Genomic DNA, 26,287 nt, shown 5'->3' on the forward strand with positions numbered 1-26,287 from the left:
ATAATTAAAGTTAACATATATTCTGCGCTTTAGTCAACTAAAGATTTTAGAAATGAACAACCCGCTGCATCAAGGCAGTGGGCTGCAGTTATTTTTCTGGAGTAAACCGTTCAGTCAAAACAGCCAACGTCCTTGCCATGACGCCTGTTGCGCCGGCAGGTCCGAAGCATGTCGCTTTATTGGCTGTCGCGGTTCCCGCGATATCGAGATGAACCCACGGGGTGTTTTCCGCAAATTCACCAAGGAATGTCCCCGCCATAATCGCATGGCCTTCTCTTCCGGGAGAATTGTTCAAATCAGCCATCTGACTGTTTCTCACCCGTTTTTTATCCTTTTCTGTTATCGGAAGCTGCCAGATCGGTTCCCCGGATTCTTTCGCCGATTCTGCCACCTGTTCATAAAACGCGGCGTTATTGGTCATGGCGCCCGTCATTTCGTTTCCTAAGGCGACAATGACACCGCCCGTTAATGTGGCGACGTCTACGAGGACCGAAGCTCCGTGCTGCTTGGCATATGTAATGCCGTCGGCAAGCACGAGGCGCCCTTCCGCATCGGTGTTCAGGATTTCAATGGTTTTTCCGCTGAGTGAGACGATGACGTCATCCGGCTTCATGGCATCGGACGAAATCATGTTGTCCGTAGACGGAATGACGGCAAGCACGTTTTGTTCAGGCCGCAATTCGCCGATAATTTCCATTGCTCCCAGTACGGAAGCGGCCCCGCCCATATCGCTTTTCATGCCAACGATGCCAGTTTTCGGTTTAATCGAATATCCGCCCGTATCAAAGGTAATTCCTTTGCCGACCAGGCCGATGACATCTTCCCACTGATCTTTGCCCTGATACTTCAGAACGATCATTTTCGGCGGTTCGGATGAGCCCTTGTTAACGGCAAGCAGCCCGCCCATGCCGAGCTCTTCCATTTCATCTTTTTCTAAAATTTCACACTCGAAATCATATTTTGCCGCAAGTTCAGCGGCATATGAGGCAAGATCAGTGGCCGTCAGCATATTTCCCGGCATATTCACGAGCGTGCGGGCCGAATTCGTCCCTTGACCGTATGCCGCGCCGACATTCAGGCCGGCCTGCACTTCCCTCAGGTCTTCTTCGGTCACGGCGCAGACTGAAGTCAGTTCCTGATCCGGTTCATTTGATTTATGTTTATAATCCTGCACTTCATAAACCGCAAGCAGACAGCTTTCCGAAAGCGCATGAGCGGCATCGGCGGCAGGCACTTCGCCGGAGACGAATGTATCAAGCAAAACAGATACTTCCTGTTTCTTATCTTGATGAATCTGCTGAAACACGCGTGCGAAGCATTCCTTCGTATCTTCAAACGAATAATCCGCTTCCCTTCCCATGCCGATAAAATAAATACGTTTCATACCGGTTGCGGCCGGAGGGTATACTTTTGATACACGATTGCGTTTGGCAGAGACATCACCGTCCTTTAACAGCTGTGTCAGATGTCCGTCCAGTTTATCATCCAATTCCTTCGTAAATCCGCTCAGCGTGCTTTTTTGAAAAAGACCGATGACAAGTGTTTCGGGATGCCGCAATTGATCAGATGCATAAAACATGAGTACACACTCCTTATGTGGGTATTTGTTATGTAAAGTGGTATAATGAAAAAACATTTTTCCATTGATTTTATTTTACCAAACTAAGGGCGTTTTCTGCAGTTTTTCGATACGATCGGACTTCGCAGATACAGAAAGGATGTCGCATATGGGTGTACTTATGAATTTTCCTTTACTGGCGAGTTTTGCCGCCATTATTTTTGCCCAAGTTGTAAAAGTGCCTATTCAATTTATCGTATCCAAAAAACTTGACTGGACTCTCGTGACGAGCACCGGCGGCATGCCGAGTTCCCATTCCGCCGCCGTCACCGCGCTGTCAACCGGAGTCGCTTTGGAACAGGGACTGGACTCCCCCCTGTTTGCAGTCGCCGCGATTTTCGCCGTCATTACGATGTTTGACGCTACCGGTGTAAGGCGGCATGCGGGTGAACAGGCGACGGTCATTAATAAGCTGGTTATCGATTTTAACCGGTTTGTCAGCGAAGCGAAGGACTTTCCGAAAGCGGAAGAGAAAGAAAAACAGAAAAAACTGAAAGAATTGCTCGGCCATCAGCCGATCGAAGTGTTCTTCGGCGGCGTCACCGGTATTGTGCTGACTCTGATTTTAGATTATTTCTTTATGTAAAAAACGCTTCAGCGGATGCTGAAGCGTTTTTATTCTTTTACCGTTTTGTATTGGTTTCTGAACACTTGCAGCGACTTTGTTTCGTTCAGCTTTACAAGTTCGTCCTCGGTCACCGTGCCGTTCCCTTTTTTAATGATGTAGACTTCAAGTGTTTTTTTACCCCAGTTGTTATAGACGTCCTTTACGGTGTCAAAGTAGAGATCAAGGCGGCTGCCTTTAATTTTCGAACCGGTATCGGCGACAACCCCGTATCCGTAATTCGGTATAAACAGAATCGTCCCGATCGGGAAAACAGACGGATCGGCCGCCACCGTTGAATATAAATCACGTTTGACCTTCACGCCTGAATATGTAATTCCGTATTGCGGATGCCCAGGAGATTTTCCCGTAGATTCCGCTCCGGCGGTATAACCTGTGGCCGTCACCTTTTGAGACGGATAACGGTTCCAGTCAAAAGCTTCTTCCAGGGGTTTCACCTTGCCTGATGCCTTCTTTTCCGGCTGATTCTGTAATGACTGAAACGGAATACCGATGTTTTTCAACGCGGCACCGCGATGTTCCGTCATCCAATTTGACAGATCCTTTGCTTCAACACCCGTTATGGAAAAGTATGTCGCATGGCATGCGCCTAAAAAGAGCACGATCATGAATACGCGTCTGATTATCGTCACTCTAAAATCACCTCTCCTCCGAGTCAGTGTTCCCAACTCGATGAGGCGCTATACAAACACAAAAAAAGCTTTCTTGAATAAGAAAGCGGCTTAAAACATTTGATATCCTCTTTTTCTGAGCGCCTTTATGGCAATGCCTGACATGACGGCTCCCGCCAGTCCGCCTGCCAAAATCACGACATCTGCGGCTGCCAATGACATGATGCGCTGAAACAGGCTTTGAAATGATTCCCCCGGTGCCTGCACGTAACTGATCATCTTTTTATTGCTGATAATGAAAAGGCATACAATCGGATAGATAACAGCCATAATCCACGACATTCTCAGCAGCATGTTCAACAGAAAGCCAATGCCGAAAAACAGTACAAAAAATAGTACGATTGAGATCAGGACGACCGGCAAACTAATCACAAACATCCACCCCCTACAGCACTTTCAGTGTACCTCGGGGGCGGTAAAAAAGTCAACGTCTGGAAAAATCAGCGTCTCTCTTTGCCGCTTCCCCGGCAGGAGGGACATGTTTCGGAGCCGCCAAGAAGCAATTGAAAATACCCTTTTCCTGAGCAGAACGGACATGCCGCAGTGCTTTTTGCTGTCGTTTTCATGCGGATCACCCTTTTTCTTAATTTTCTGATAATATACCATATTTACTTGTCAAGCACCAAGTCAGAATATGTAACAAATCAACTCATGTAAGCGGAAACATTCGTTTTTTTCTCTTACATGCTTTTCGCAGCGCTCTTTTTTGAGAGAAGAAAAAACCCGCGGCCGCGGGTTTTCAGAAGAATTTAAACTTCCCTTTTTTCAATGTCAGACCGAGTCCGCCAATCATAAATAACGAGCGGTTGTCAATTACCTTTTTCATAAAGGACGCCGGCGTGCCTTTGAGCTTCCTGCCGTATACGACACCGACCGCGTTATGTTCACCAAGAGAGGCGACGGTCCCTTTAATGTCGGGCTTGAACTCTTCAAGCTGGCCTCCTTTAATCAAACGGCCCAGGTTTTTGGCGACTGTTTCTCCTTGCTGCATCGCGATCTGAGCAGTCGGCGGGTACGGCCGTTCCGTCTCTTCATTAATAAAGAGCGAGCTGTCGCCGAGAATAAAAACGTTATCGTGGCCGGGCGCCCGAAGATCAGGATTGACCTTAACACGGCCGCGCATATTTTCAAAACCCGCTTCCTCCACGATCGGATGTCCGCGCACGCCTGCGGCCCAGACTACGGTCTGCGATTTGATTTCCTCTGGCTCTTCATCTTTCTTGCCGACTGTGACACCGTCAGCGCGGCATTCTTGAACCGCGGTGCCGATTTTAAACTCAACGCCCTTGCTCTCAAGGTATTGAACGGCATAATCGACAAGCTCCGGATCAAATCCCGGCAAAACCGTCGGTGCGGCCTCGACGCAGACGATCCGGACGAGACTTTCATCTATATCATAATTTCTGCATAACTCCGGCTTGCGGTTCGCGAGTTCTCCGAGAAATTCAATTCCCGTAAATCCCGCTCCGCCGACGACGATGGTTAAACGGTCAGGGCGTTTTTCGGCCTCCGTATTGTATGTCGCAAATTGGAGCTCAATGTGGTCTTTCAGCTGGCGCGACGTATTAATATTTGCGATCGGAAAGGCGAATTCTTTTAAACCTTTAATCCCGAATGTTTCAGGGACTGCGCCAAGCCCGATGACGAGATAATCATAAGGGATGTCCCCTTGTGAAAGCGTCACCTTTTTATTTTGAACATCTATCGCTTTTACGGTATCCTGCACAAATTTGACACGTGATTCATTGATTACATCTTTTATTTGATATCTGCAGCGGTCATGGTGCAGCGTTCCTGCGCTCGCTTCATGCATCCATGTCGTTTCATAATGATAATTGTGTTTATTGACCAAAGTAATGTCGGCGTCATTTGTCCCGATATGTTTCGGAAGCCTTGTTACTGTCATTAATCCACCATAACCTGCACCTAAAACCACGATTTTGGGTTTATTCAATGCCATCACATCCACCTTCTTTTTTTTGCTGTTAGACGCATAATCAAATCAACATTTGTATTAGCTTCAGCTTATTGGCGGGATTTTATGAAATGAATTATAAATTTTTTAGAAAACCGCACATGTCTGCATATCACCATACTATCCGGAAGAGTCGGAAAACATTCAGGAAAAAACAGAATGGAATTTGTCCCCATCTTAGCGGCGGCCGCGATTTTTTTCAAGAATGAAGCGGCCTGGCGGTTTTCGGCACTCGTCATTCTTTCAATTTGTATGTTATAATTAATAACAATTTTCAATTAGGAGGCAATTTGGTATGCAAGAGGATTCAAAGGTTTATGATATTACGGTCATCGGCGGCGGCCCGGTCGGCCTGTTTACCGCTTTTTACGGGGGAATGAGACAGGCAAGCGTTAAAATCATCGAGAGCCTGCCTCAGCTTGGCGGCCAGCTCAGCGCGCTGTACCCTGAAAAATATATTTATGATGTAGCCGGATTCCCGAAAATCCGCGCCCAAGAACTTGTGGACAACTTAAAAGAGCAAATGGCAAAGTTCGAGCAGACCATCTGCTTAGAGCAGGCCGTCGAATCTGTTGAAAAACAGGCGGACGGTGTGTTTAAGCTTGTCACAAATTCAGAAACGCACTATTCAAAAACGGTTATTATCACCGCAGGAAACGGTGCGTTTAAGCCGAGAAAGCTTGAGCTTGAATCAGCGGAGCAATATGAAGGCAAAAACCTTCACTACTTCATTGACGACCTCAATCAATTCGCAGGCAGACGCGTTGCCGTTTTGGGCGGCGGCGATTCCGCGGTTGACTGGGCGCTCATGCTTGAGCCGATCGCGAAAGAAGTCAGCATCATCCACCGCCGCGATAAATTCCGCGCGCATGAACACAGTGTAGAAAACCTGCACAATTCTAAAGTCAACGTGCTGACACCGTTTGTTCCGACTGAACTTGTCGGTGAAGACCGGATCGAACAGATCGTTCTTGAAGAAGTGAAAGGCGACCGCAAAGAAATCATTGAAATTGATGACCTGATCGTAAACTACGGCTTTGTTTCTTCTCTCGGCCCGATTAAAAACTGGGGCCTTGAAATCGAGAAAAACTCCATCGTCGTCAAAAGCACGATGGAAACGAATATTGAAGGCTTCTTTGCCGCCGGAGATATCTGCACATATGAAGGCAAAGTCAAGCTGATTGCCAGCGGTTTCGGCGAAGCTCCGACAGCCGTGAACAACGCGAAGGCTTACATGGACCCGAAAGCGCGCGTCCAGCCTCTGCATTCTACAAGCATGTTTGAAAAATAATATAAAAAAGAGTCTGTGTCATATCGGCACAGACTCTTTTTTATTTAAACATCCAAATATAATTCATGACAGTTCCGACAACAAGCGCAATGACAAGCGCTGAGACGACCCAAATCGTGCCTAAAATAATCCGGTCCTGAATTTTCTGGGCTTTCGGACTGTGCCCGGGCTGTTTTTCTTCCACACCGGCCCCTCCCTTCCTCTGCAAAACTATCTATCGTGACAAGTGTTTTACAACAATCAATACTACTATGATAACCAAACTGCAATTGGATGACAAGCTGACCGCATATAAGGCAGCATGAAATCATTTGACATTCCTGACAAAACAAAGTACATTATAAAAAGACGAACGTTTTATTTTTGATATAATTTTATTATTCGCTTTTAGGGGTGTTATGTATGGAAAATGTATTCGATTACGAAGATATTCAGCTGATTCCCGCAAAATGCATTGTGAACAGCCGTTCAGAATGTGATACATCAGTTACGTTGGGCGGACACACATTTAAACTTCCGGTCGTGCCAGCCAACATGCAGACGGTTATAGATGAAAACATCGCTGCCTGGCTCGCGGAAAACGGGTATTTTTATATCATGCACCGCTTCGAGCCGGAAAAACGCCTGGCTTTTGTTCAGGATATGAAAGCGCGCGGACTGATTTCTTCCATCAGTGTCGGCGTGAAGGAAAATGATTATGAATTCATTCGGGAGCTGAAAGCACAGCAGCTTGTGCCGGATTATATCACCATCGATATCGCGCACGGTCATTCCAATGCCGTGATCAGCATGATCCAATTTATTAAAGAACATGTTCCGGAAAGCTTTGTCATTGCAGGGAACGTCGGGACGCCTGAAGCCGTAAGGGAGCTGGAACGCGCCGGCGCTGACGCGACAAAGGTGGGAATCGGCCCCGGTAAAGTCTGCATCACAAAGATTAAAACAGGCTTCGGAACAGGCGGATGGCAATTAGCCGCGCTTCGCTGGTGCGCAAAAGCGGCAAGCAAACCGATCATTGCCGACGGCGGCATCCGCACGCACGGGGATATTGCGAAGTCCATCCGTTTCGGCGCGTCTATGGTCATGATCGGATCATTATTCGCCGGTCACGAGGAATCACCGGGACAAACGGTCGAAATCGACGGAAAGCTTTATAAAGAATATTTCGGCTCCGCTTCCGAATTTCAAAAAGGCGAAAAGAAAAATGTAGAGGGCAAAAAAATGCATGTCGAGCATAAAGGGTCTCTGCAGGACACGCTGATTGAAATGGAGCAGGATCTGCAATCTTCCATCTCCTACGCCGGCGGCAATAAACTCGAAGCCATCCGCAATGTCGACTACGTGATCGTGAAAAACTCTATTTTCAACGGCGACAGATTTTAACACGCAGCAAAGCCGCTCAAAGATAAAAAAATGACATTCAATAAGAATGTCATTTTTTATTAAATGCGGAAATAAAGAGCCGCGCTGGCTAACAGATTAATCACAAAAATAAACAGAAATATGTAACGAATGAATTTATTTTGCACCGGGGCAAATATAAAGAGATACAGCCCTGCCGCCCCAAAAGTAAGGACAGGGAACAGCCACTCAAAAGATAAAGAAATGAAATAACCGATAATCATAACAATCGGCACACCGATTAATGATAATTTGCTTCTCATATGATTTCTGCCCCTTTTACTTAAAAATTGGTGTGATATAAGCTTCAATAATAGCAGCGGCGATCAGCAGACAAATAATAAGCATCACCAATATTCCGATATGCCTGAACATTGATCTCAATATCTTTTTTTCCTTAGAAAAACACAGTCTGATGATCAATTCAACGCCTTTAAAACCAATGGCGCCACTTAATAATAACGCAGGAACTTCAAATATACCATGAGGAATTAGCAGTAAAATAATCTGATATAAAGGCATCCCGCTGTGCAGATTTTCTATAATAGAGCCGCTTAAAATAAAACCGTTGGTGAATAAATAAAAGATGGAGGTTAACCCGAAAGTAAAAAAACCTGCCGCTAAAAACAGACAAGCGATGGCATTATTTTTTAACAGTTCAACCGCGCCTGACGAGCCATTATAAGACGCTGATGAAACAAAGTGATCAGTAAAAACCGCAGCGATTACACCGCCTGAAAAAAACAGCAATGACGCGGTTAACGGAATGGCGGACGTCCTGATTGCCGGCAAAATGCGATTCATCATGTATAGATACGCTCAGCCATTTCTTCAATCTCTTCTAATGAATGCTCGGCTGACTGATACTCCGCCGCAAAAACGCCCTCGTGTATAATGCCGATCGTATCGCACAGCGAATGCGCCAGCTCCAGCAGGTGAGTCGATAAAAGAACCGTATTCCCCTGTTTGACGTACTCTTTTAACAACGTCCGTATCGTTTTGCCGCTGATTAAATCAATGCCCGTCAGCGGCTCGTCAAGAATTAAAATCTTCGGCTGATGAATGAGCGCGGCCGCGATTGATAATTTCTGTTTCATTCCGTGCGAATAGGTTTTAATCAACTGATTACCGTCCTGAGAAAGCTTCAGCATCTCCAGCATTTTCTTTATATAATCATTTGTCCGCTGGGACGGCACTTGAAACATCTCAGCTGTAAAACGCAAGTATTCGACTCCCGTTAAATAATCATACAAAAAGGTATGATCGGGCACAAAACCGATGTCAGCCGATATTTGCCCCCCCTCTTCTGAATCCATTTCTTTGCCGTCAATCACAACGCGGCCTGAAGTCGGTTTAAGCAGGCCCGAGATAATTTTTAAAGTCGTTGTTTTCCCTACCCCATTGGTCCCCAGCAAAGCGTAAATTGAGCCTTTCTTCACTTCAAAAGAAATATCTTTTAACACCTGTTTTTCACTATAGTTTTTTTGTATATTTACTAATTTAATCATTGTTCGCAAACCTTTCCGCCATATTGATTCTGCGAAGAAACAGAAACATGACTCCATAGTTTAATAGTGTGAACAGGACAAATATACCTGATGCAGAATGAATAAGCATCGTTTCAATTTCCGGCTTTTTATAGATAAAATACGACGTGATCGCAGCGATTTGAAGCGACACAATGAAAATCAAAGAACCGTATAAGTTGTTGTACGTCTTTGCTTTTCCCGCTTCTCCAATTTCGTACAGGTGCTCCCAGTTTTTCTTTGGATACAGAGCGGTGCTTGAAATCTGAACAAGACTGTATAAAAAACCAGAACATAAAAATACAATAAACAAGTAGATTGTCAGTGCAGCGGGAGACGGAAAAAACACCGTAATCAAAATGGTGATGATGATCGAATAGATAAGAGCCGCAAGGTTATAAATACATACTTTCGGAAACACAAGCTGCCACGCATGTTTAATATTCCGGTGAAACAGATGCTGATTTTTGATTTCTCCGTCAACTGATAATACTGTTTTGAGCGCATCCCCGACGAGCTGATACGAAAAGTTCGCAATGATAACCGCCGCGGATACGATGGCCGCTGCCGAATACCCGGTGAAATGATGGGAGAGCAGCGGAACACAAAAACCTAAAAACAGCATGAACAAATAAAGCATACTGCCGAAATTTCTGATGAAAAACCCGTCAATTCTCGATAAGAACAGCAGATCCTTTTGAAAAACGGCATGAAATATTTTGTTATTCCTATATAATTTCAGTTTTGGCGCAAAATCAGCGTTTGTCAAAAACATATAAGGGATAAGGTCCATTTTCTTCAATGTGGCCGACCACAGCTTAAACAGCCCCGCCGTTAAAAGGACGGCTGCCGCAAATACCGCGGCGAAGACGAGCACGGAATGGGAGCGGAATGCTAACAATACATACGGCGTATTCATGAGGATGTTCCGGAAAGCCGGTGACTCCGTAAATCCAGAGATTTCCTTTACCGTGTACTCCCCAAATACGAGCAGATAAACAGCATACCCGACTGCCAGCGGAACCAGCAGACTGACGCTGAATAATATGCCCTTCAAGATTTTCAGGTAAAATAGTTTGCTCCACATATTCGTAAGAAGATAAACAACGTAAGAAAACAGCATAGATAAAAATAGATTGAGAAGAAAATAAACGAAGCCCAGGAAAAATACGATGACCGCTGCAGACCCAGTCATGCCTGCGCTTGATAAAAACAAAAAGACCGGAAAAACAAAAAGATACCATACGAAAATGGTTTTTTTGATCGCCTGGCCGGTAAAAACAGAAAACAGCTGTAAAAAACGAACCTTTTTTAATTGATGAATGACCTTGCGCGTATCCAGCAGAAAGGCATTTTGATGTTCTTTAAAGAAGCCGGCAGCCCAAAAAAGCTGCTCCAGTGAAACGGCGATTAAAACAAATTGTCCCCATGCGCTGAGAGGGAGCTGAATCAGTTTTGTCCCGAATACGACACCGCATCCCAGTAAAATGAGATAAACACATAACAGAGAAATAATAATGGCAGACAGCAGTTTGCTGCTGAGTTGAGGAATTCCCCAATCTTCCTTTCTTTTGCGAAACGATGACAGGGTATTATATTTGATAAGAGCCGCAATTTGTTTGACTATCATACTTTCAATCCTTACATATGTATTTGGGAGAGAGGCTCTTTTTGCAGCTTGTACAAAAAGAGCAATTATTTATTGATCGATTTTACCAAGCAGCTGCGTATTTTTTGCCGTATTTTTTAATCATTGTTTTTGCTGTGGCAACGATTGCATAAGAAATAGCACCAGCGCCTGTAACGATACCGATGAGAGAAATGATAGAAGCAATTGTAGATGCCGCATCAATAATGTCAATTGCTTTTTTAGCTGCTGCTGCAGAGATGCCAAGAGTCGAAGCTAATTCAGCATTGGCTGAGAATGCATGAGCCGCCGCCACATTTAATTCAGTTCCCGTTAATAAAAGTGCATAAACAAAAGTTGCTGCAGCTAGTGCCGCGCCAAACAAAATGAAAGATTTTTTATTAGATTTTACTACTATGCTTTTTAATATATAATAAAATTCAGCTTCATTGACTCTCTCCCGAGCTAAATTTTATCCGCCATAAAATAATTAAAGAAAATAGTGAAGAGTTTTAATAAAACAAAACATCCAGTCAAAATGATTCTTTTTTTCTGGCTGAGATCGGTAAGTTTTCCTGCGGCAGTATATAAAGCCGCGATTGATAGAAGCAGAAACGGGTCCAGCAGCTGTAAACTCAATTTGGAGCCGCCGGCAGAATATATAAGTGAGGAATCAGCCGTTACATAGTTAACAACTGATAGAATTAACATTTTAAATGCCGAGATTAAAGAAGTCAGTGTATATAGAAGCAAATATGTTTTTTTCGGTTTCTTTGAACCAAGAATAAAAGCGGCAACAAATAACAGAAATCCGCCTATCAGAATTTCTACAAAAGTCGTGAAGATCATAAACCCTTGCAGGAACATGACAATAGTACGAACACTTTTCTCCCCGATATCGTAGGTACTTTCACCGACAGAAGAGTAATATGCCTGCAGCACTTTATCTGAAATACTAAATTGGAAGAGTAATGAACAGATCAAAATGATGAAAAAAGAACTTAAAAATATTTTTTTATTGCTCAATTGACCTATCATATTATCATCCTTTTCTTACAAAATAAAATAACTATTCTATACTTTTACAATTTAGTTTATTTCTATGAAAAAATCAACATACTTTCACGAAAATATGACTTTGGAACGGTTGTCAAAGAGGATATTATTCAGAAATTTTAGTCCTATATACCCTTTATTTTTATCCGAGTTTACAAACAGTATATTCGGACAATTGATTTAAGGATATTGGAAGAATACCTGGGGAATGAGACGCCGGATAAAAAAGGAGGATATCGTTATTTATCCTCCGGATGAATGATCGCCAGCACCTGATGATCCTCCCATTTCCCTTTTATTTTTACATTTTTTCTCGCAATACCTTCTTTATGAAAGCCCGCTTTTTCGAGCACTCGGATTGACGCCTTATTGTGCGGCATGACACCGGCTTCTATCCGATGCAGTTTCAGCTCATTGAATGCATAATCAACAATCAGCTTGACAGCTTTCGTCGCATAGCCTTTTCCATTATGTTTTCCATCTAAAAGTAACCGATAAAAGCGCTTTGGAGGGAGCCTCGAACAACCTGAAAAAGACTGATCGTGCCAATCAGGGTCTGATCCTGAAGAAAGATGCCGAAGCTGTATTCTGTATCATTTTCCGCATCTTTCAGTGATTGTTCAATTCGTTTTTTCCGGCCTTCCAGCGTATAAAAGTCCTCTTGTCTCGACATGGCAAACTGTTCAAAAAACATGCGGTTTTCCGTCTGCAGAACCAGTTCCCGCTCTGCATCATTCAGGCTGAGCGGTCTGATAACAATGGCGTTTTCTTCCTGCATAAGTCTCCCATCCTTTTACATGGCTTATAATAATCAGCACTACCTCTTATCCAATGTTATATGGTAATCAAGAAAAATCCCAGACTTTATCCTTTTTAATCGGAACGGCAACACAAGTTTTTTTGTTGACTTAAACCATACTTAAAGTCGTATCATTATCCTGTGACAAGGAAAGAATAATTTTGGCGGTTTTCCGATGATGCACAAAATTCAATTTTACAGAATCACTGCTGCTGTTGATTGTGCGTGATGATTCAATCCTTGAAACGGTTATTTTAGCAATATATTGATTGGATAGTAGTTAATTGAACTTCGACTTAAAAAGCGGTGAATGTTTGTCAAAGAAATGAAAAACAATTGGAAAAGAGGCGTTAAAATGAAACTAACAGGAAATACAATACTGATTACAGGCGGAAATGCCGGGATAGGATTGGCTTTCGCAGCACGCTTTGTCAAAGCGGGAAATAAAGTCATCATTACCGGACGTCGTGAACATGCTCTTCAAAAAGCAAAAGAAAAATGTCCGGAACTTATTACCTATGTCAGTGATTTGAGCATTCCATCTGAACGTGTATCATTGTTTGATTGGGTGACAGAGAACCATCCGGAAGTGAATGTGCTAGTGAACAACGCGGGGATTCAGCAGCGGTTTCATGTATTAAAAGCAGATGCGAAGGACAATTGGGATTATTTTAATAAAGAAATCACCACGAACATTGAAGCTCCCTTCCATCTGTCTATGCTGTTCGCCCCGGTTTTTGCCGGAAAAGAAAATGCGGCTGTCATTAACGTCACATCCGGATTAGCTTTTACACCGCTTGCCATTGCTCCGATCTATTCAGCAACGAAAGCGGCACTTCATTCATTTACGATGAGTCTGAGACATCAGCTTTCTGATTCATCTGTAGAAGTTATTGAAGTTGCGCCTCCGGCAGTGAATACGGATTTAGGAGGAGCAGGACTGCATACTCAAGGAGAACCGCTAGATGAATTCGCTGATGGGATTTTTAAAGGACTTAAAGAGGGCAAACAAGAAATCGGTTATGGTTCTTCAGTGGAACGGCTGCGCATGTCACGGGATCAAGCTGATGAGCACGTGGAAAATATGTACAATGCAATGAAACATACAATTGAATAACATCTTTGAAAAAAGTGAAACCCGCTCAACAGAAGCGGGTTTTTTTATTAAACAGAATGGACTGCCCCGCAACTATCCGCCATATTTGATTTTCCGCTATAATAAAAACGCCTTCCTTAACGACGGTGTAAGTTCCATCGAAAAGAAAGACGTCATCACTAATCCTATGAATCCCTTAGCACTCTTCCGGCGTACCGGCATTTTTGGCCGTGCGGAAAGAAGAACCGCAGCCGCAGGAAGCGATTGCATTCGGATTGTCAATGGTGAAACCGCCGCCCATCATGGACTGCTTGAAGTCAATGATGGTGCCGTTCATAATATCAAGGCTTTCGCTGTCGACCAGAACGTTGATGCCGTGCTGCTCGAACAAGCTGTCTTTTTCGCCTTTTTCATGCTCAAAACCCATTCCGTAAGACAGGCCGCTGCAGCCGCCGCCTTTTACGCCTACACGGAGAAACGCGTTTTCTTCTTCGTGCTCTTTCATCATATCTTTTATGTGCAAAGCCGCTGCTTCAGTAATTGTTACGGGAACACTCATGGTATGGCCTCCTTTTTAAAACGAATGCTGTTATCTATTATAAACATGAAAGACCCAATTCTCAAACGAGCTGTTTACAAATAATAGACGCCGCTGCATACGGTTTCGGCGGGGCCTGTCATCAGCACATGCCCGTTGTCCTGCCAATTAATCACAAGGTCGCCGCCGGCTAAATGAACGGTGATATCCCGGTTTCGTTCGGAAACACCGTTCAATACGGATGCGACAGCCGCCGCACAGGCGCCTGTTCCGCAAGCCTGTGTAATGCCGGAGCCGCGTTCCCATACGCGGAAATGCAGTTCATCGGCGCTGACGGTTTCCACAAACTCGACATTGATGCCTTCCGGGAATCTCGGGTCTTTTTCAATGACGGGGCCGAGCGTTGTAAGAGGCGCTTGGCTGATATCGGCAACCGGAAAGACAATATGGGGATTTCCCATTGATACGGCTGTTCCTGAAAGCTCCGTCTCTCCAAAAACAAAGGTTTCATTGATCGTCCGTTCATCTTCATTGCCGAGCATCGGCAGCTCCTTTTTGGTCAGGCGCGGTTCACCCATATCGACGGCAACTTCACTCACAATTCCGTTGTCTACAGTAATGTCTGCTTTTACAAGGCCTGAGAGCGTTTCAATGAAAAAGGACGTTTCTTCTGTCAGCTTATGTTCGTATGCGTACTTTGCCACACAGCGAAGGCCGTTGCCGCAATTTTTTCCTTCTGAGCCGTCATTATTAAAAATCCGCATTTTGACAGGCGCTTTTTCTGACGGACAGATGAGGATCATTCCGTCAGAGCCGATACCCGTATAAACGCTGGACACTTTAACGGCAATCTCAGCCAGCCGTTCTTCCGGCAGCTGTTCTTCAAATTGGTTTACATATATATAACTGTTTCCAAGACCGTGCATCTTGGTAAAACGGAATGAATTCATATCGGCCTCCAACTTTTTTTCTTTTACTTAGTATAAAAGCTCTTCCCCTCGGACACAATACAAATATCCCCCGTTTTTCATACATAAAAGCTCCCTGCATATGCAGGGAGCTTTTATCGTTTACGAAATAAACATGCCGGCAATCGCCGCGCTGAGAAGGTTTGCGAGTGTTCCCGCAATAACCGCCCGTAACCCGAGACGCGCGATGTCCGAACGGCGGCTTGGGGCCAAACCGCCCAGTGTGCCGAGCATAATCGCAATCGAAGAGAAGTTGGCAAATCCGCACAGCGCAAAGCTGATAATCGTAGACGTTTTTTTAGAAAAGTCCGCAATATGAGGACCGAAGTTTGAATAAGCGACAAACTCATTCAGCACAAGCTTTTGTCCGATATAGCTTCCCGCTCCGAGTGCTTCATGCCAAGGAACACCGATAACAAATGCGATCGGTGAAAACACGTAACCGAGAATGGATTCTAATGTAATATGTTTGAAACCGAACCAGCCGCCGATTCCGCCGAGAATTCCGTTCAATACGGCGATGAGAGCGACAAACGCAAGCAGCATGGCGCCGACATTTAAAGCAATCTGAAGGCCTGTGGACGCGCCTTTTGCCGCAGCATCAATCACATTAGCGGCGCCTTCGCCTTCTTCGTCCATATTAAAATCACCTTTTATCGTCTGCGTTTTTTCCGTTTCCGGTATTAATATTTTTCCGAAGACAAGACCGGCGGGAGCCGCCATAAAGCTGGCCGCCAGCAAGTATTCGATCGGAATGCCTAACAGGGCGTAACCGAAAAGCGTCGAACCCGCTACAGCCGAAAGGCCGCTCGTCATAATCGTAAACAGCTCGGAGCGGGTCAATCCCGCAATCAGCGGTTTAATGGCAAGCGGTGATTCAGACTGTCCGACAAAAATATTCGCAGCCGCCGCAAGCGATTCCGTTCTGCTTGTCCCAAGAAGCTTTGAGAGTCCGCCGCCGATGACGCGAAAAATAAGCTGCATAATTTTCAGGTGATACAAAACGGCAATCAGCGCTGAGAAAAAGATAATGACCGGCAGAACGCTCAGCGCAAAAGCCGGGCTGCTGCCCACTTTTAACAGCGGTCCAAAAATAAAGCTGATGCCTTCGTTCGCATAATCAATGAGAAGCTGCACACGGCTTGAGAACCATAAAAATACGGCCCGGCCGGCATCCCACTTTAATACGATGAATCCGAAGGCCATTTGTAAACATAAACCGACAATAACGGTTCGCAGGTTAATTTTGCTTTTCTTTTCTGACAACAAAAAAGCAATGGCTAATATAGCCGCTGCCCCGAGCAGCCCCCAAACGATATTCAATGAATACACCTCTAAAATTTTATTTAAAAAAAGTCTTTATTAAGATAACAATATTTATTTTTGCTGTCTACAAATTTTTTATTTTGCCGAAACCCGGGGCGCTATAAAAAAGAGACCCCGTTCGGAGCCTCTGATTAAAACATCGGATTTTCTTCTATGAATGTATATATGTTGTCAACCAGTTCAGCAGGCGTGTCTCCCGTGACCACTTCGCCGTTAACCAGGGCGAACAGGGATTCCATGCATTTCCCGCAATAGCTTAAACAGCCGTATTCAAGCACGTCCAGATTCGTGTCCTTCTCCAATATCTCCCGTGCTTGTTGGGAACCGCGCGCTAAATTGCTGACACAGAATTCAATCATCGGATTCATGCGGTTTCACCTCACATATGTACCTTATCCTAACGGAATTTCCTCTATTCGTCAAAGATCAGATTTCACGCTCAATGTTATCGTAACATATTAATTCAGGGTAAAGGTTTTACTATTACGTATTTTCTGGTCAATTTGTAGGTTATTTTAAAACTATTATTGTGGTTTTAGATCAAATTCGATATAATTCTAGATGTTATTTTACATAGTTCGTTATTTTGTAACAACATTGACTACCATATTTTTCGGGCAAAAGGGGAATCATTATGAAAAAATTGGTCTTGATCGGCGGGGGTTACGGGAACATGCGGGTGCTGCACCGTTTATTGCCGAACCAGCTTCCGTCAGATATATCCATCACGCTGATTGACAGAAACCCGTATCACTGCTTAAAAACAGAATATTATGCGCTCGCTGCCGGCACGATTTCTGATCATCATATCAGGGTGTCCTTTCCTGAGCATCCGAGTCTGGATGTTCAATACGGTGAGGTGGCTTCCGTTGACACGAAAAACAAACAAGTTCTGTTTCATGACCGCGAACCGATTTCTTACGATGACGCGGTGATCGGACTGGGCTGCGAGGATAAGTATCATAACGTGCCCGGCGCGCCGGAACATACTTACAGCATTCAGACCATTGATCAGTCACGCGAAGCCTATCAAAAGCTGAACAACCTCGGCGCCAATGCATCTGTCGCTATTGTCGGAGCGGGATTAAGCGGCGTGGAGCTTGCCAGTGAATTAAGAGAAAGCCGTGACGATCTGAAGATTATTTTATTTGACCGGGGCGAGCTGATTTTATCAAGCTTTCCGAAAAGGCTCAGCAAGTACGTTCAGAAGTGGTTTGAAGAACACGGTGTCACCATTATCAATAATGCGAATATTACAAAAGTGGAAGACGGCATCGTTTATAATCATGATGAAGCAATATCGGCCGATGCCGTCGTGTGGACGGCGGGAATTCAGCCGAATAAAGCCGTCAGAGAACTGGACGCTGAGAAAGATCCGCAAGGCCGCATCGTTTTAACACCGTATCATAACCTTCCGGGAGATGAACATGTTTATGTCGTTGGTGACTGCGCAAGCCTTCCGCATGCGCCGAGCGCCCAGCTGGCTGAAGCGCAAGCTGAACAAATTGTGCAGATCCTCCTGAAACGATGGAACAATGAAGAGCTGCCGGAAACAATGCCGCAATTTAAGCTGAAAGGCGTTCTCGGCTCACTCGGAAAAAAAGCGGGATTTGGTCTTGTCAACGACCGTCCGCTGATCGGGCGTGTGCCCCGCCTGTTAAAATCTGGCCTTTTATGGATGTACAAGCATCATAACGGCTGATAAAAGAAAGCCGCTGATTGCGATCAGCGGCCAATTTTATGAGCCCGCAACATAGCCGCGCTTTTCCATTTCTTCATATATATCTTTTAAATGCGGATTCCCTTCCCCTACAATGACATCTTCCACCAGCACAAGCGGATAGAAAAATTCATCGTTTCTGATTCGCTCCGCAAGTTCTTCTGTGTCCTTTTGCCGGGGCGGTGTGTCAATATCAATGTACCGCATGTTAAAAGGCTGCTCCGGATATTTCCGTTTCAGCGCCGCCTCCAGCCATTCAAATGTATCTTTGGCGCTCGGCATATTTACACAGCTTGTACAGAGCGTTTCAGCGCCGTAAACACTGAGTGTAACCGGCTTTGTCATGTTTATCATCCCCTTTACACCAGTATACAAAGGACGGGGCTTCTTTTGTATAAAAAACGGTTTTTATGTTCAAGTTTAAATATGCTATAATGGAGAAAGCAGCTTTGCAAACCAAACATTAGATTTTTACCGTTACTGTGAATATAATGGTTTTATGTATATGAAAGGAGCGAATCTCATGACTGAGGTTGAAATGAAAGAGCAAGTACAGGAAGTATTGGATAAATTACGCCCGTTTCTGCTTCGTGACGGCGGTGACTGTGAGCTTGTTGACATAGACGAAGGCATTGTAAAGCTTCGCCTCCTTGGCGCGTGCGGCAGCTGCCCAAGTTCAACGATTACGCTGAAAGCCGGAATCGAACGCGCCCTTCTTGAAGAAGTGCCGGGTGTCGTTGAAGTAGAACAAGTATTTTAATTATAAAACCAGGCTGAATACAGCCTGGTTTTTTATTTTTGCAAATAGTCATCAAACCATGAACGGATATAACGGATGCGTTTCATCCGCTGTTCCGGATGGCCGCTTCTCGACAGCTCGTGCGTGGCTTTCGGAAACCGGATGAACGCCGTCGTTTTGTTTAGTTTCTTCAATGCGGTAAAGAGCTGCTCGGCCTGCTCTATCGGACAGCGGTCATCGCGTTCACCGTGCAGGATCAGAAGCGGTGTCGAAACGCGGGACGCATATTTGACAGGTGAACGATCCCAAAGCTTATCCGCTTCCTCAAACAGATCATGCCCAAGCTGCCAGTCAGTGAAAAAGAAGCCGATATCACTGACACCGTGGAAACTGAACCAATTAGAGATGGAACGCTGTGTGACGGCTGCTTTAAAACGGCCGGTCTGTCCCACAATCCAATTGGTCATAAACCCTCCGTAGCTTCCGCCCGTCACACCGAGACGGCCGCTGTCAATAAACGGATACGCCTGAATGGCCTCATCCACCGCCTGCATGACATCACGGTAATCTCCGCCCCCGTAATCCCCTCTGACACGATTGACGAAATCCTGCCCATAGCCGTGGCTTCCTCTCGGGTTGACATACACGACGGCATATCCTTGTGCGGCCAGTACTTGGAATTCGTGAAAATACGTATGGCCGTACATCATGTGAGGCCCGCCGTGTATGTATAAAATGAGCGGATATGTTTGATCCTCTTCAAAAGCTGCGGGCTTCAAAAACCAGCCATGCACCGTCAGTCCGTCCTGTGTTTCATATTGCATCTTTTCCGGCACGGATATGATATGTTCCTCCGCAAACCGATCATTGTTGTTTGTCAATTGCTTCTCTTCCCCATCTTCAAGCGAAATGCTGTAAAGCTCAGAAGGCCGTTCGGGTTTGACAATTACGGCGATACAGCTTTTCTGATCCGGATGAAAAGCAAAACCGTTCACGTACTCTTCTTCTAATCGGATCGGATATACGAGGCCGTCAATCGAGATATAATAAATCCCGGTGCTTCCCTGCTCGCTGCCGAGGACGTAAAATCCCTGTCCGTCGTTTGTCCATACCGGCCGGGGCGTCACTCCTCCTATAAGTGAATCCGCAATAAGCGCATCGCTCAAATGAACATCCAGCATGTCGGTCAGACAGGACAGCCGCTCATTTTTCACGTCGTACAGCCACGCTTTTACTAAAGTAGCATTGCGAAATTCATTCTCATGGCCCAGCAACGCGATATAAGAGCCGTCCGGTGAAAACACGCAGGAACCGAAAGAACCGCTGTGCGGCGTAATCTGTTTGAGATCTCCGTCCGCCAGATTCATCAGATAGACATCCCTCGGCTTTCCGGCATCACCCGGCTCGCATAAATTGGCGGTAAACGCAAGCTGCTTTCCGTCCGGTGAAAAGGCTGCGTCAAAATGATCCGCTTCATGATCCGTCAGCTGCTGAATCTCCCCCGTTTCAAGATGAATCAGCACAAGCTGTGTCCAGCTTCCGTTCAGCAGGCCTTTCCCGTCACGTTTATATGTTAATGACTGAATGTTTACCGGCTCATATCGTCTTGCTTCTTTTTTTCTTTCTCATCGGCGCGCTCCGCTGATGTCAGACTGACGGACACAAGCACGGATCTGCCGTCGGGAGCCCATATCGGATCTGCCACGCCCCAAGGAATATCAGCCGCCCGTTCCGCCTCTCCCCCGGCAGCGTCTATGATGTACAGCTGGGGGACACCATCCTCTCTGTCAGAAACAAAGGCAAGGCGCCGTCCGTCAGGCGACCACCGCGGACTTGAATTTTTATTATCCCCGAATGTCCACGGGTTTGAGGTACCGGATTCTGTGTCATATACCATAATGGCTGATGAATAAGAGTCCCGTTTATCATTGACTTTTGTCCGGACGTACGCGGCCCGTCTGCCGTCAGGGGCATATTGGGGATCCGTCACGGATACGAGAGACGCAATGTCCTCCTCGGTTATGAGTTTTTTCAATTGTTTCTCCTCCTTTTCTCTTTTATTTCGCTTCCCTAAATAAAATTCCTTCTCCAGAAAAAGAAAGCGTCCTTCTCTTATGGGAAGAACGCTTTTTACCATTATACACTTTTGATCTGCTCTAAATGATTCCGTTCAATTATGCTTCCTTCTGACGGGACGGTAAGCGCTGCAATCTCGCAGTGCGGAAAATGTTGAGAAAGGTGTTTTCTCAGCTCTTCTCCCTTTCCTTTTGCAGTCAGGACAAGAATCGTCGGGCCCGCTCCGCTCAGCGCCGTCCCGTAAGCGCCTTTCATTTCGGCCGCATGCTCCACCTTCGAAAGCTCAGGAACAAGCATGGCACGGTACGGCTGATGCAGCATGTCTTTTCTCATCATTTTCCCCGCAAGCGCCCAGTCATTTGACATGATTGCGGCAACAAGGAGGTTGCTGACGGCGCTCGCTTTAACGGCGCGGCGATACGGCAGCTCTTTCGGGAGCACGTCTCTTGCGTCCCTTGTCAGAACTTCGTAAAACGGAATGACTGCAACAACGTCGATATCCGCCTCGGCAACACGCACGATATGTGTTTCATCTTCTTCGTGGAGGCCGATCACAAGCCCTCCTGCGAGGGAAGCAGCGGCATTATCAGGGTGCCCCTCTTCAAGACTGGCTAAGTGCAGCTTGTCGGCTTCTGACAGCTGCAGGCCGCATAATTCATCCGCAAGCTCAATAGCGGCGACGATAGCGGCCGCGCTGCTGCCGAGTCCCCGCGCAAGGGGGATGTCACTCCATACTTTGACATGTACGGGAGGCAGCTCTTTCTGACAGCGGTCAGCCGTCCGTTTGGCGACCTGGTAGATGAGGTTGTCCGTTCCTTGAGGGATGCCCGCGACAGTTTCGGTTTCCGCCGAAAACTTCCATTCATCATGTCGGAAAACCGATAGCTTCAAATATCTGCTGAGCGCCATCCCGACGGAATCAAACCCCGGTCCTAAGTTGGCGGTGCTTCCCGGAACCGTAATGGAAAACAGCATCTCCGCCTCATTCATACACGCGCCGCTCCATTTAAGTATTCCAGAATATTGTCTTCATTCGTCGGCAGCGTGACCGGTTTTAATTCAGATACGTCTACAGCCGTGTTCGGATCTTTCAGGCCGTTGCCGGTCAAGACTGCGACAACCTTGCTTCCTTTTGGAATTTCACCGGATTTGACCTGTTTTAAAACGCCGGCGATGGATGCACAGGAGCCCGGCTCGGCAAATACGCCTTCTTCACGGGCAATCAGCTGATAGGCATGAAGAATTTCTTCATCTGTGACCTCATCAATTTTTCCGGCTGATTCTTTTGCTGCGAGAACGGCTTTGTCCCAGCTGGCCGGGTTTCCGATCCGGATTGCCGTTGCAACGGTTTCAGGATTTTTAATGACCTCGCCGCGGACGATAGCTGCAGAACCTTCCGCCTCAAAGCCGCGCATCTTCGGAAGTCCGGTGCCGTTTTTCTCATGATATTCTTTGAACCCTTTCCAATAGGCCGTGATATTCCCTGCGTTTCCTACCGGGATCGCCAGAATGTCCGGCGCTCCGCCGAGCTGTTCGCATACTTCAAAGGCCGCTGTTTTTTGCCCTTCAATCCGGTAAGGGTTTACTGAATTCACTAATGCAATCGGAGCTTTTTCACAAATCGACCTGACGATGGCCAGCGCGTCGTCAAAGTTTCCGTCAATCGCGATGATTTCCGCTCCGTACATGACGGCCTGCGCAAGCTTTCCGAAGGCGATTTTCCCGTCCGGAATGATGACGATGCATTTCATGCCGGCTCTCGCCGCGTATGCCGCAGCCGCCGCAGAGGTGTTGCCCGTTGAGGCGCACATGATCGTGTCATTGCCTTCTTCTTTCGCTTTGGCGACCGCCATGACCATGCCGCGATCTTTAAAGGAGCCCGTCGGATTAACGCCCTCTGTCTTCACATGCAATTCAACTCCGAGCTTTTCAGAAAGCTTCGGAAGGTGAATGAGCGGCGTGTTGCCTTCATGCAATGTCAGAGCCGGCGTCTGATCCGTTACCGGCAGAAATTCTTTATATTGATGAATGAGTCCTTTCCACATTAGCTCCAACCGTTCCCTTCTACGCGATATGTGCTTTTGACTTCTTGTACGACTTCAAGATCATTTAAGTTTTGCAGAATGTCGCTGAAATCCTCTTCTGACGTGTGATGCGTGACAATCACGATTTCCGCGAGATCGTCATGGCCTTTGATCGGCAGCTGCAGAATTTTTTCAAAGCTTACGCCGCGCTCTGAGAAGGCGGATGTGATTTTTGAAAAGGAGCCGACTTGGTCTTTGACGTGAATCCGTAAAAACTGCTGGGCGTAGATATCTGACGGCTGCTTCAGATTTCTTTCAAACTGCGGCGCGACAAAGCTGTTTCCGTTTACGCCGAGACGCATGTTCTTCATAACCGCGACAAGATCGGAAACGACTGAAGTCGCAGTCGGCATGCTTCCTGCTCCGGGCCCGTAAAACATCGTTTCGCCGACGGCTTCTCCGTACACGTAAACGGCATTGTACTCGTTATGCACCGCAGCGAGCGGATGATGATCCGGAAGCAGTGTCGGCTGAACGCTGACCTCGATTTTATTGTCATCACGCTGGGCGATGCCGATCAGCTTCATTGTGTAGCCGAGCCGTTTGCTGAAACTGATGTCTTCATCCGTAATGCGGGAAATCCCTTTTACTTTGACATCATCCAGATCGACATTCATAGAGAAACCGAGACGGGCTAAAATTGCCATCTTGCGCGCGGCGTCCAGTCCTTCTACATCGGCGGTCGGGTCCGCTTCCGCGAATCCGAGATCCTGCGCTTCCTTCAGCACTTCTTCATACGGGCTTTTTTCTTTAATCATTTTCGTTAAGATGAAGTTCGTCGTTCCGTTGACGATCCCCATCATTTTTGTAATCCGGTCAGAGGAAAGCCCTTCTTCGAGCGTGCGTAAAATTGGGATTCCGCCGGCGACACTCGCTTCATAATACAAGTCACAGCCATTTTCCTTTGCGGCGGCTAAAAGCTCCGAGCCGTACACAGCGATCAGATCTTTATTCGCGGTCACCACATGCTTTTTCGCACTCAAGGCGTCAAGCAGGTATTGCTTCGTCTGTTCGACGCCGCCGATGACCTCAATAATCACATCGACTTCAGGATCATCGATCACATCATAGACTTCTGTCGTCAGCACTTCTTTCGGCAGGTCTGCTTCTCGTTTTTTATCAATATCTTTAACTAGCACTTTTTTTATCGTCACCGGACAGCCGACCTGGTGCATAAGCTTATCCTGATGATCTTGTATAATTTTGACGACACCGCTTCCCACGGTTCCCAGTCCTAACAGTCCAATACGAATCGCTTCCAAAGAAACTCCACCTTTCTCCCTTTTGTCCACTAGAAAAGGACAATTGTTAACCCTTCACAGACATTTAAGTTACAAATATTATATAAGCCTGTTTTTGTTTTGACAAGCGGCTGAATATTGGTTATACGGTCATGAAAACGCTTAACACATTGATGTGACAAGATTCTCTATTTTCCAAATATTTTTACGTCATATCTTCTTACGAATTTCTTCCTTTTCCGAGCCAAGCCACAGGCGGGACAAAAATCTGCGCCGATCTGACATTCATCATGTCGTGACAGGTCTGTAAAAACTGTTCATAACGGGTGCAGTCAGCAAGAATGTAGTCAAGCTGCTCTTCGTAAAAGTGCTTTTCAGAATCATGAGAGATATAATAGCTCTCCACCGTCTCGAAAAAATGGAGCGGAAACAGCAGCCGGCTGTAAAACAGGCGTTTTGAAAAGGAGGATAACGGCGTAATTTGCTCATATTCCTGCAAAAACAAAAACCCGTCATTAAGCAAGTCGTCACGGTGATACAAATATGTGCTGCGCATATATTCCGCAATATCACGGGCTGCATGGTCGAATACCCAATCCCCCGGAATGCGGATCAATGATTCAGCAGACCAGGTATCCCGCTCCATCCGCTGATGGCAGATCGTCCCCGAGTCTTCCGCGCCGGGATTGTCATCCAGCTCCGTATCCACTAAATATTGAATGGCGTTTTCCGCTAAGCCTGAATAATAAGGAAATGCTTCGATCATTTTCTTTTCGAACGGTTCAAGCGGAGACATATGAATTTTCTGCATCCAGAATGATTCCAGCTGATCCACCCGTTTCCCCCATAAGTCCTTCCATTGGCCGATCCTGCCCGCTTCTTTCACTTCATACGGAAAGCCCCGCCCTTTTCTGTGGAATTCGGCAAGCTCCCCGCCGACAGAAAACGGCCGGTTTGAGACTGGAATCGGCGCTTTTAAGAGCGCATACGTTTTGCCTTCGTCCTCAAAGGTCAGCTCTCCTTCCTTCGTAAAGATAAACACGGAAACGTATGGGTCACTTTGTTCTTGTAAATACTGACTCATGTAATAAAGCTCGGTCAGCTCCGATTGCGTAAAGCCGGAGACGGGAATAATAAGAAAGAAGGAATTGGGCGTCTGAAAGCATTGGTATTTCTGATAAACGGAAAGCTGTCTGACGTGGATGCCGTATTTTTCTTTAATGATGCTTTTCATCATAATCACCTGCCTGAAAAATTAGAGCTATTCACATCGTAGTCATACGCCGGCGGAATTATGAATACATATTGTATTCCTTTGAACGAAGAGGAGAAATATCGTACACATCGGAAGGGTGCTGTCTAAACTAGTAAAAAAGATTGGGTGAAACAAATGTCAGAAAAGGAACAACTGAATCAGGTGGAAGCTGTCGCCAGAGCGCGTTTAAAAGAACGGGGGGTTGAGACGGACGATATTGCCGATCTTGTGTATTTCCTCCAGAAAAAATATCATCCTGATTTGACGATGGAGGAATGCAGGCTCAATGTAGACCGTGTCATCGCAAAACGCGAGGTGCAAAACGCGATTTTAACGGGTATAGAATTAGATGTGCTCGCCGAACAAAAGAAGCTGTCTGAACCGCTTCAGACCATTCTGGCGATTGATGAAAGCCTGTATGGGGTCGACGAGGTGCTCGCCTTCTCTATCGTGAACATATACGGCTCGATCGGCTTTACGAATTACGGTTACATTGATAAAGAAAAACCCGGCATTCTCGGGCGTTTAAATGATAAATCAACGGGCGAATGCCATACATTTCTCGATGATATCGTCGGCGCAATCGCAGCAGCGGCTTCAAGCCGGCTTGCTCACAGCGCCAGAAATACAGAATAAGGACGGCCGTAATGGCCGT

The 26,287-nt window shown here is 46.0% G+C and carries 28 protein-coding genes and 2 pseudogenes; 7 read left to right on the forward strand and 23 right to left on the reverse strand.

Annotation, left to right across the window (positions count from 1 at the left end; genetic code table 11):
- Positions 1 to 88: 88 nt before the first annotated feature.
- A complete protein-coding gene (locus BAMF_RS35815; protein WP_013353428.1) occupies positions 89 to 1,579 on the reverse strand; it encodes a leucyl aminopeptidase in 1,491 nt (496 codons plus the stop codon).
- A 148-nt stretch (positions 1,580 to 1,727) separates the two neighbouring features.
- On the opposite strand from BAMF_RS35815, the gene BAMF_RS35820 reads away from it, so the two are divergent.
- Positions 1,728 to 2,204: a divergent PAP2 family protein gene (locus BAMF_RS35820; protein ID WP_013353429.1), complete on the forward strand. Its 477-nt coding sequence runs from the start codon at positions 1,728 to 1,730 to the stop codon at positions 2,202 to 2,204.
- A gap of 29 nt (positions 2,205 to 2,233) precedes the next feature.
- Here BAMF_RS35820 and BAMF_RS35825 read toward each other — a convergent pair whose 3' ends face one another.
- From BAMF_RS35825 to BAMF_RS35840, 4 genes are all read right to left on the reverse strand, one after another.
- Entirely contained in the window at positions 2,234 to 2,875 is a 642-nt protein-coding gene (locus BAMF_RS35825; RefSeq protein WP_013353430.1) for a 3D domain-containing protein, read from the reverse strand.
- Positions 2,876 to 2,965: 90 nt separating this feature from the next.
- Positions 2,966 to 3,286, reverse strand: a complete 321-nt coding sequence (locus tag BAMF_RS35830) for a YuiB family protein (protein ID WP_014470918.1) — start codon at positions 3,284 to 3,286, stop codon at positions 2,966 to 2,968.
- A 68-nt stretch (positions 3,287 to 3,354) separates the two neighbouring features.
- Positions 3,355 to 3,480 carry a YuiA family protein gene (locus tag BAMF_RS41355; RefSeq protein ID WP_013353432.1) on the reverse strand — a complete coding sequence of 42 codons (126 nt, stop codon included), beginning with the start codon at positions 3,478 to 3,480 and terminating at the stop codon, positions 3,355 to 3,357.
- A 173-nt stretch (positions 3,481 to 3,653) separates the two neighbouring features.
- The gene (locus BAMF_RS35840; protein ID WP_013353433.1) at positions 3,654 to 4,874 is read right to left on the reverse strand and encodes an NAD(P)/FAD-dependent oxidoreductase; all 1,221 of its coding nucleotides are present in this window, start codon (positions 4,872 to 4,874) and stop codon (positions 3,654 to 3,656) included.
- 310 nt (positions 4,875 to 5,184) lie between these two features.
- Between BAMF_RS35840 and yumC the strand changes: the two genes are divergently transcribed.
- Entirely contained in the window at positions 5,185 to 6,180 is a 996-nt protein-coding gene (gene yumC / locus BAMF_RS35845) for a ferredoxin--NADP reductase 2 (RefSeq protein ID WP_013353434.1), read from the forward strand.
- 40 nt (positions 6,181 to 6,220) lie between these two features.
- On the opposite strand, the gene BAMF_RS41575 is transcribed toward yumC, so the two are convergent.
- Positions 6,221 to 6,364 (reverse strand): hypothetical protein, encoded by a 144-nt coding sequence (locus tag BAMF_RS41575; RefSeq protein ID WP_013353435.1) that lies wholly within the window; start codon positions 6,362 to 6,364, stop codon positions 6,221 to 6,223.
- 218 nt (positions 6,365 to 6,582) lie between these two features.
- On the opposite strand from BAMF_RS41575, the gene guaC reads away from it, so the two are divergent.
- Entirely contained in the window at positions 6,583 to 7,563 is a 981-nt protein-coding gene (gene guaC / locus BAMF_RS35850; protein WP_013353436.1) for a GMP reductase, read from the forward strand.
- Between the two features lie 59 nt (positions 7,564 to 7,622).
- Here guaC and BAMF_RS35855 read toward each other — a convergent pair whose 3' ends face one another.
- The 7 genes and pseudogenes from BAMF_RS35855 to BAMF_RS35885 all read right to left on the reverse strand — a co-directional run bounded on the left by BAMF_RS35855 (position 7,623) and on the right by BAMF_RS35885 (position 12,568).
- The gene (locus tag BAMF_RS35855) at positions 7,623 to 7,844 is read right to left on the reverse strand and encodes a DUF5970 family protein (protein WP_013353437.1); all 222 of its coding nucleotides are present in this window, start codon (positions 7,842 to 7,844) and stop codon (positions 7,623 to 7,625) included.
- A gap of 16 nt (positions 7,845 to 7,860) precedes the next feature.
- Positions 7,861 to 8,388 (reverse strand): stage II sporulation protein M, encoded by a 528-nt coding sequence (locus tag BAMF_RS35860; RefSeq protein ID WP_013353438.1) that lies wholly within the window; start codon positions 8,386 to 8,388, stop codon positions 7,861 to 7,863.
- Positions 8,385 to 9,089: an ABC transporter ATP-binding protein gene (locus BAMF_RS35865; RefSeq protein WP_013353439.1), complete on the reverse strand. Its 705-nt coding sequence runs from the start codon at positions 9,087 to 9,089 to the stop codon at positions 8,385 to 8,387. The genes BAMF_RS35860 and BAMF_RS35865 overlap by 4 nt, the downstream gene beginning before the upstream one ends.
- Complete coding sequence (locus BAMF_RS35870; RefSeq protein ID WP_013353440.1) at positions 9,082 to 10,737, reverse strand: hypothetical protein; 1,656 nt, start codon at positions 10,735 to 10,737, stop codon at positions 9,082 to 9,084. The genes BAMF_RS35865 and BAMF_RS35870 overlap by 8 nt, the downstream gene beginning before the upstream one ends.
- Positions 10,738 to 10,819: 82 nt before the next feature.
- Positions 10,820 to 11,152, reverse strand: coding sequence for an uberolysin/carnocyclin family circular bacteriocin (locus tag BAMF_RS35875; RefSeq protein ID WP_041481666.1), 333 nt, complete (start codon positions 11,150 to 11,152; stop codon positions 10,820 to 10,822).
- A gap of 47 nt (positions 11,153 to 11,199) precedes the next feature.
- On the reverse strand, positions 11,200 to 11,772 hold the full coding sequence (locus tag BAMF_RS35880) for a hypothetical protein (protein ID WP_013353442.1): 573 nt from the start codon (positions 11,770 to 11,772) through the stop codon (positions 11,200 to 11,202).
- 257 nt (positions 11,773 to 12,029) lie between these two features.
- Positions 12,030 to 12,568, reverse strand: a pseudogene (locus BAMF_RS35885) (GNAT family N-acetyltransferase).
- A gap of 376 nt (positions 12,569 to 12,944) precedes the next feature.
- Between BAMF_RS35885 and BAMF_RS35890 the strand changes: the two are divergent.
- Positions 12,945 to 13,706 carry an SDR family oxidoreductase gene (locus BAMF_RS35890; RefSeq protein WP_013353443.1) on the forward strand — a complete coding sequence of 254 codons (762 nt, stop codon included), beginning with the start codon at positions 12,945 to 12,947 and terminating at the stop codon, positions 13,704 to 13,706.
- Between the two features lie 175 nt (positions 13,707 to 13,881).
- Here the strand turns inward: BAMF_RS35890 and BAMF_RS35895 are convergent, their stop codons facing one another.
- The 4 genes from BAMF_RS35895 to BAMF_RS35910 form a co-directional block, all read right to left on the reverse strand.
- The gene (locus tag BAMF_RS35895; RefSeq protein ID WP_013353444.1) at positions 13,882 to 14,244 is read right to left on the reverse strand and encodes a HesB/IscA family protein; all 363 of its coding nucleotides are present in this window, start codon (positions 14,242 to 14,244) and stop codon (positions 13,882 to 13,884) included.
- 74 nt (positions 14,245 to 14,318) lie between these two features.
- The gene (dapF, locus tag BAMF_RS35900) at positions 14,319 to 15,173 is read right to left on the reverse strand and encodes a diaminopimelate epimerase (RefSeq protein ID WP_013353445.1); all 855 of its coding nucleotides are present in this window, start codon (positions 15,171 to 15,173) and stop codon (positions 14,319 to 14,321) included.
- A gap of 120 nt (positions 15,174 to 15,293) precedes the next feature.
- Positions 15,294 to 16,514, reverse strand: coding sequence for a NupC/NupG family nucleoside CNT transporter (locus BAMF_RS35905; RefSeq protein ID WP_013353446.1), 1,221 nt, complete (start codon positions 16,512 to 16,514; stop codon positions 15,294 to 15,296).
- A gap of 134 nt (positions 16,515 to 16,648) precedes the next feature.
- Positions 16,649 to 16,885, reverse strand: a complete 237-nt coding sequence (locus tag BAMF_RS35910) for a YuzB family protein (protein WP_013353447.1) — start codon at positions 16,883 to 16,885, stop codon at positions 16,649 to 16,651.
- A gap of 266 nt (positions 16,886 to 17,151) precedes the next feature.
- On the opposite strand from BAMF_RS35910, the gene BAMF_RS35915 reads away from it, so the two are divergent.
- Positions 17,152 to 18,219: an NAD(P)/FAD-dependent oxidoreductase gene (locus BAMF_RS35915; RefSeq protein WP_013353448.1), complete on the forward strand. Its 1,068-nt coding sequence runs from the start codon at positions 17,152 to 17,154 to the stop codon at positions 18,217 to 18,219.
- Between the two features lie 36 nt (positions 18,220 to 18,255).
- On the opposite strand, the gene BAMF_RS35920 is transcribed toward BAMF_RS35915, so the two are convergent.
- Positions 18,256 to 18,582 carry a YuzD family protein gene (locus BAMF_RS35920; RefSeq protein ID WP_013353449.1) on the reverse strand — a complete coding sequence of 109 codons (327 nt, stop codon included), beginning with the start codon at positions 18,580 to 18,582 and terminating at the stop codon, positions 18,256 to 18,258.
- Between the two features lie 79 nt (positions 18,583 to 18,661).
- Between BAMF_RS35920 and BAMF_RS35925 the strand changes: the two genes are divergently transcribed.
- Entirely contained in the window at positions 18,662 to 18,997 is a 336-nt protein-coding gene (locus tag BAMF_RS35925) for a NifU family protein (protein WP_171866182.1), read from the forward strand.
- 32 nt (positions 18,998 to 19,029) lie between these two features.
- On the opposite strand, the pseudogene BAMF_RS35930 reads toward BAMF_RS35925, so the two are convergent.
- The 5 genes and pseudogenes from BAMF_RS35930 to yutH form a co-directional block, all read right to left on the reverse strand.
- Positions 19,030 to 21,011: pseudogene (locus BAMF_RS35930) on the reverse strand (S9 family peptidase).
- A 101-nt stretch (positions 21,012 to 21,112) separates the two neighbouring features.
- Positions 21,113 to 22,042 carry a homoserine kinase gene (gene thrB, locus BAMF_RS35935; RefSeq protein ID WP_013353450.1) on the reverse strand — a complete coding sequence of 310 codons (930 nt, stop codon included), beginning with the start codon at positions 22,040 to 22,042 and terminating at the stop codon, positions 21,113 to 21,115.
- Positions 22,039 to 23,097 carry a threonine synthase gene (gene thrC / locus BAMF_RS35940; RefSeq protein ID WP_014470982.1) on the reverse strand — a complete coding sequence of 353 codons (1,059 nt, stop codon included), beginning with the start codon at positions 23,095 to 23,097 and terminating at the stop codon, positions 22,039 to 22,041. Before thrC ends, thrB begins: the two co-directional genes overlap by 4 nt.
- Positions 23,097 to 24,398, reverse strand: coding sequence for a homoserine dehydrogenase (locus BAMF_RS35945; protein ID WP_013353452.1), 1,302 nt, complete (start codon positions 24,396 to 24,398; stop codon positions 23,097 to 23,099). Before BAMF_RS35945 ends, thrC begins: the two co-directional genes overlap by 1 nt.
- Positions 24,399 to 24,597: 199 nt before the next feature.
- Positions 24,598 to 25,614 carry a spore coat putative kinase YutH gene (yutH, locus tag BAMF_RS35950; protein ID WP_014472214.1) on the reverse strand — a complete coding sequence of 339 codons (1,017 nt, stop codon included), beginning with the start codon at positions 25,612 to 25,614 and terminating at the stop codon, positions 24,598 to 24,600.
- Between the two features lie 153 nt (positions 25,615 to 25,767).
- On the opposite strand from yutH, the gene BAMF_RS35955 reads away from it, so the two are divergent.
- Entirely contained in the window at positions 25,768 to 26,268 is a 501-nt protein-coding gene (locus BAMF_RS35955) for a phosphatidylglycerophosphatase A family protein (protein ID WP_013353454.1), read from the forward strand.
- Positions 26,269 to 26,287: the final 19 nt, after the last annotated feature.

This window comes from Bacillus amyloliquefaciens DSM 7 = ATCC 23350 (assembly GCF_000196735.1).
Classification (GTDB): Bacteria; Bacillota; Bacilli; order Bacillales; family Bacillaceae; genus Bacillus; species Bacillus amyloliquefaciens.

Excerpts from the sequence above, each read along its gene's own strand:
- BAMF_RS35815 (WP_013353428.1), bottom strand. The coding sequence starts at position 1,579 with ATGTTTTATGCATCTGATCAATTGCGGCATCCCGAAACACTTGTCATC.
- BAMF_RS35895 (WP_013353444.1), bottom strand. The coding sequence starts at position 14,244 with ATGAGTGTTCCCGTAACAATTACTGAAGCAGCGGCTTTGCACATAAAA.
- BAMF_RS35865 (WP_013353439.1), bottom strand. The coding sequence starts at position 9,089 with ATGATTAAATTAGTAAATATACAAAAAAACTATAGTGAAAAACAGGTG.
- yutH (WP_014472214.1), bottom strand. The coding sequence starts at position 25,614 with ATGATGAAAAGCATCATTAAAGAAAAATACGGCATCCACGTCAGACAG.
- BAMF_RS35855 (WP_013353437.1), bottom strand. The coding sequence starts at position 7,844 with ATGAGAAGCAAATTATCATTAATCGGTGTGCCGATTGTTATGATTATC.
- dapF (WP_013353445.1), bottom strand. The coding sequence starts at position 15,173 with ATGAATTCATTCCGTTTTACCAAGATGCACGGTCTTGGAAACAGTTAT.
- BAMF_RS35870 (WP_013353440.1), bottom strand. The coding sequence starts at position 10,737 with ATGATAGTCAAACAAATTGCGGCTCTTATCAAATATAATACCCTGTCA.
- BAMF_RS35890 (WP_013353443.1), top strand. The coding sequence starts at position 12,945 with ATGAAACTAACAGGAAATACAATACTGATTACAGGCGGAAATGCCGGG.
- BAMF_RS41355 (WP_013353432.1), bottom strand. The coding sequence starts at position 3,480 with ATGAAAACGACAGCAAAAAGCACTGCGGCATGTCCGTTCTGCTCAGGA.
- BAMF_RS35910 (WP_013353447.1), bottom strand. The coding sequence starts at position 16,885 with ATGAATCCGATGATTGAATTCTGTGTCAGCAATTTAGCGCGCGGTTCC.
- thrC (WP_014470982.1), bottom strand. The coding sequence starts at position 23,097 with ATGTGGAAAGGACTCATTCATCAATATAAAGAATTTCTGCCGGTAACG.
- BAMF_RS35915 (WP_013353448.1), top strand. The coding sequence starts at position 17,152 with ATGAAAAAATTGGTCTTGATCGGCGGGGGTTACGGGAACATGCGGGTG.
- guaC (WP_013353436.1), top strand. The coding sequence starts at position 6,583 with ATGGAAAATGTATTCGATTACGAAGATATTCAGCTGATTCCCGCAAAA.
- BAMF_RS35880 (WP_013353442.1), bottom strand. The coding sequence starts at position 11,772 with ATGATAGGTCAATTGAGCAATAAAAAAATATTTTTAAGTTCTTTTTTC.
- BAMF_RS35820 (WP_013353429.1), top strand. The coding sequence starts at position 1,728 with ATGGGTGTACTTATGAATTTTCCTTTACTGGCGAGTTTTGCCGCCATT.
- BAMF_RS35840 (WP_013353433.1), bottom strand. The coding sequence starts at position 4,874 with ATGGCATTGAATAAACCCAAAATCGTGGTTTTAGGTGCAGGTTATGGT.
- BAMF_RS35955 (WP_013353454.1), top strand. The coding sequence starts at position 25,768 with ATGTCAGAAAAGGAACAACTGAATCAGGTGGAAGCTGTCGCCAGAGCG.
- BAMF_RS35920 (WP_013353449.1), bottom strand. The coding sequence starts at position 18,582 with ATGACAAAGCCGGTTACACTCAGTGTTTACGGCGCTGAAACGCTCTGT.
- BAMF_RS35860 (WP_013353438.1), bottom strand. The coding sequence starts at position 8,388 with ATGATGAATCGCATTTTGCCGGCAATCAGGACGTCCGCCATTCCGTTA.
- yumC (WP_013353434.1), top strand. The coding sequence starts at position 5,185 with ATGCAAGAGGATTCAAAGGTTTATGATATTACGGTCATCGGCGGCGGC.
- thrB (WP_013353450.1), bottom strand. The coding sequence starts at position 22,042 with ATGAATGAGGCGGAGATGCTGTTTTCCATTACGGTTCCGGGAAGCACC.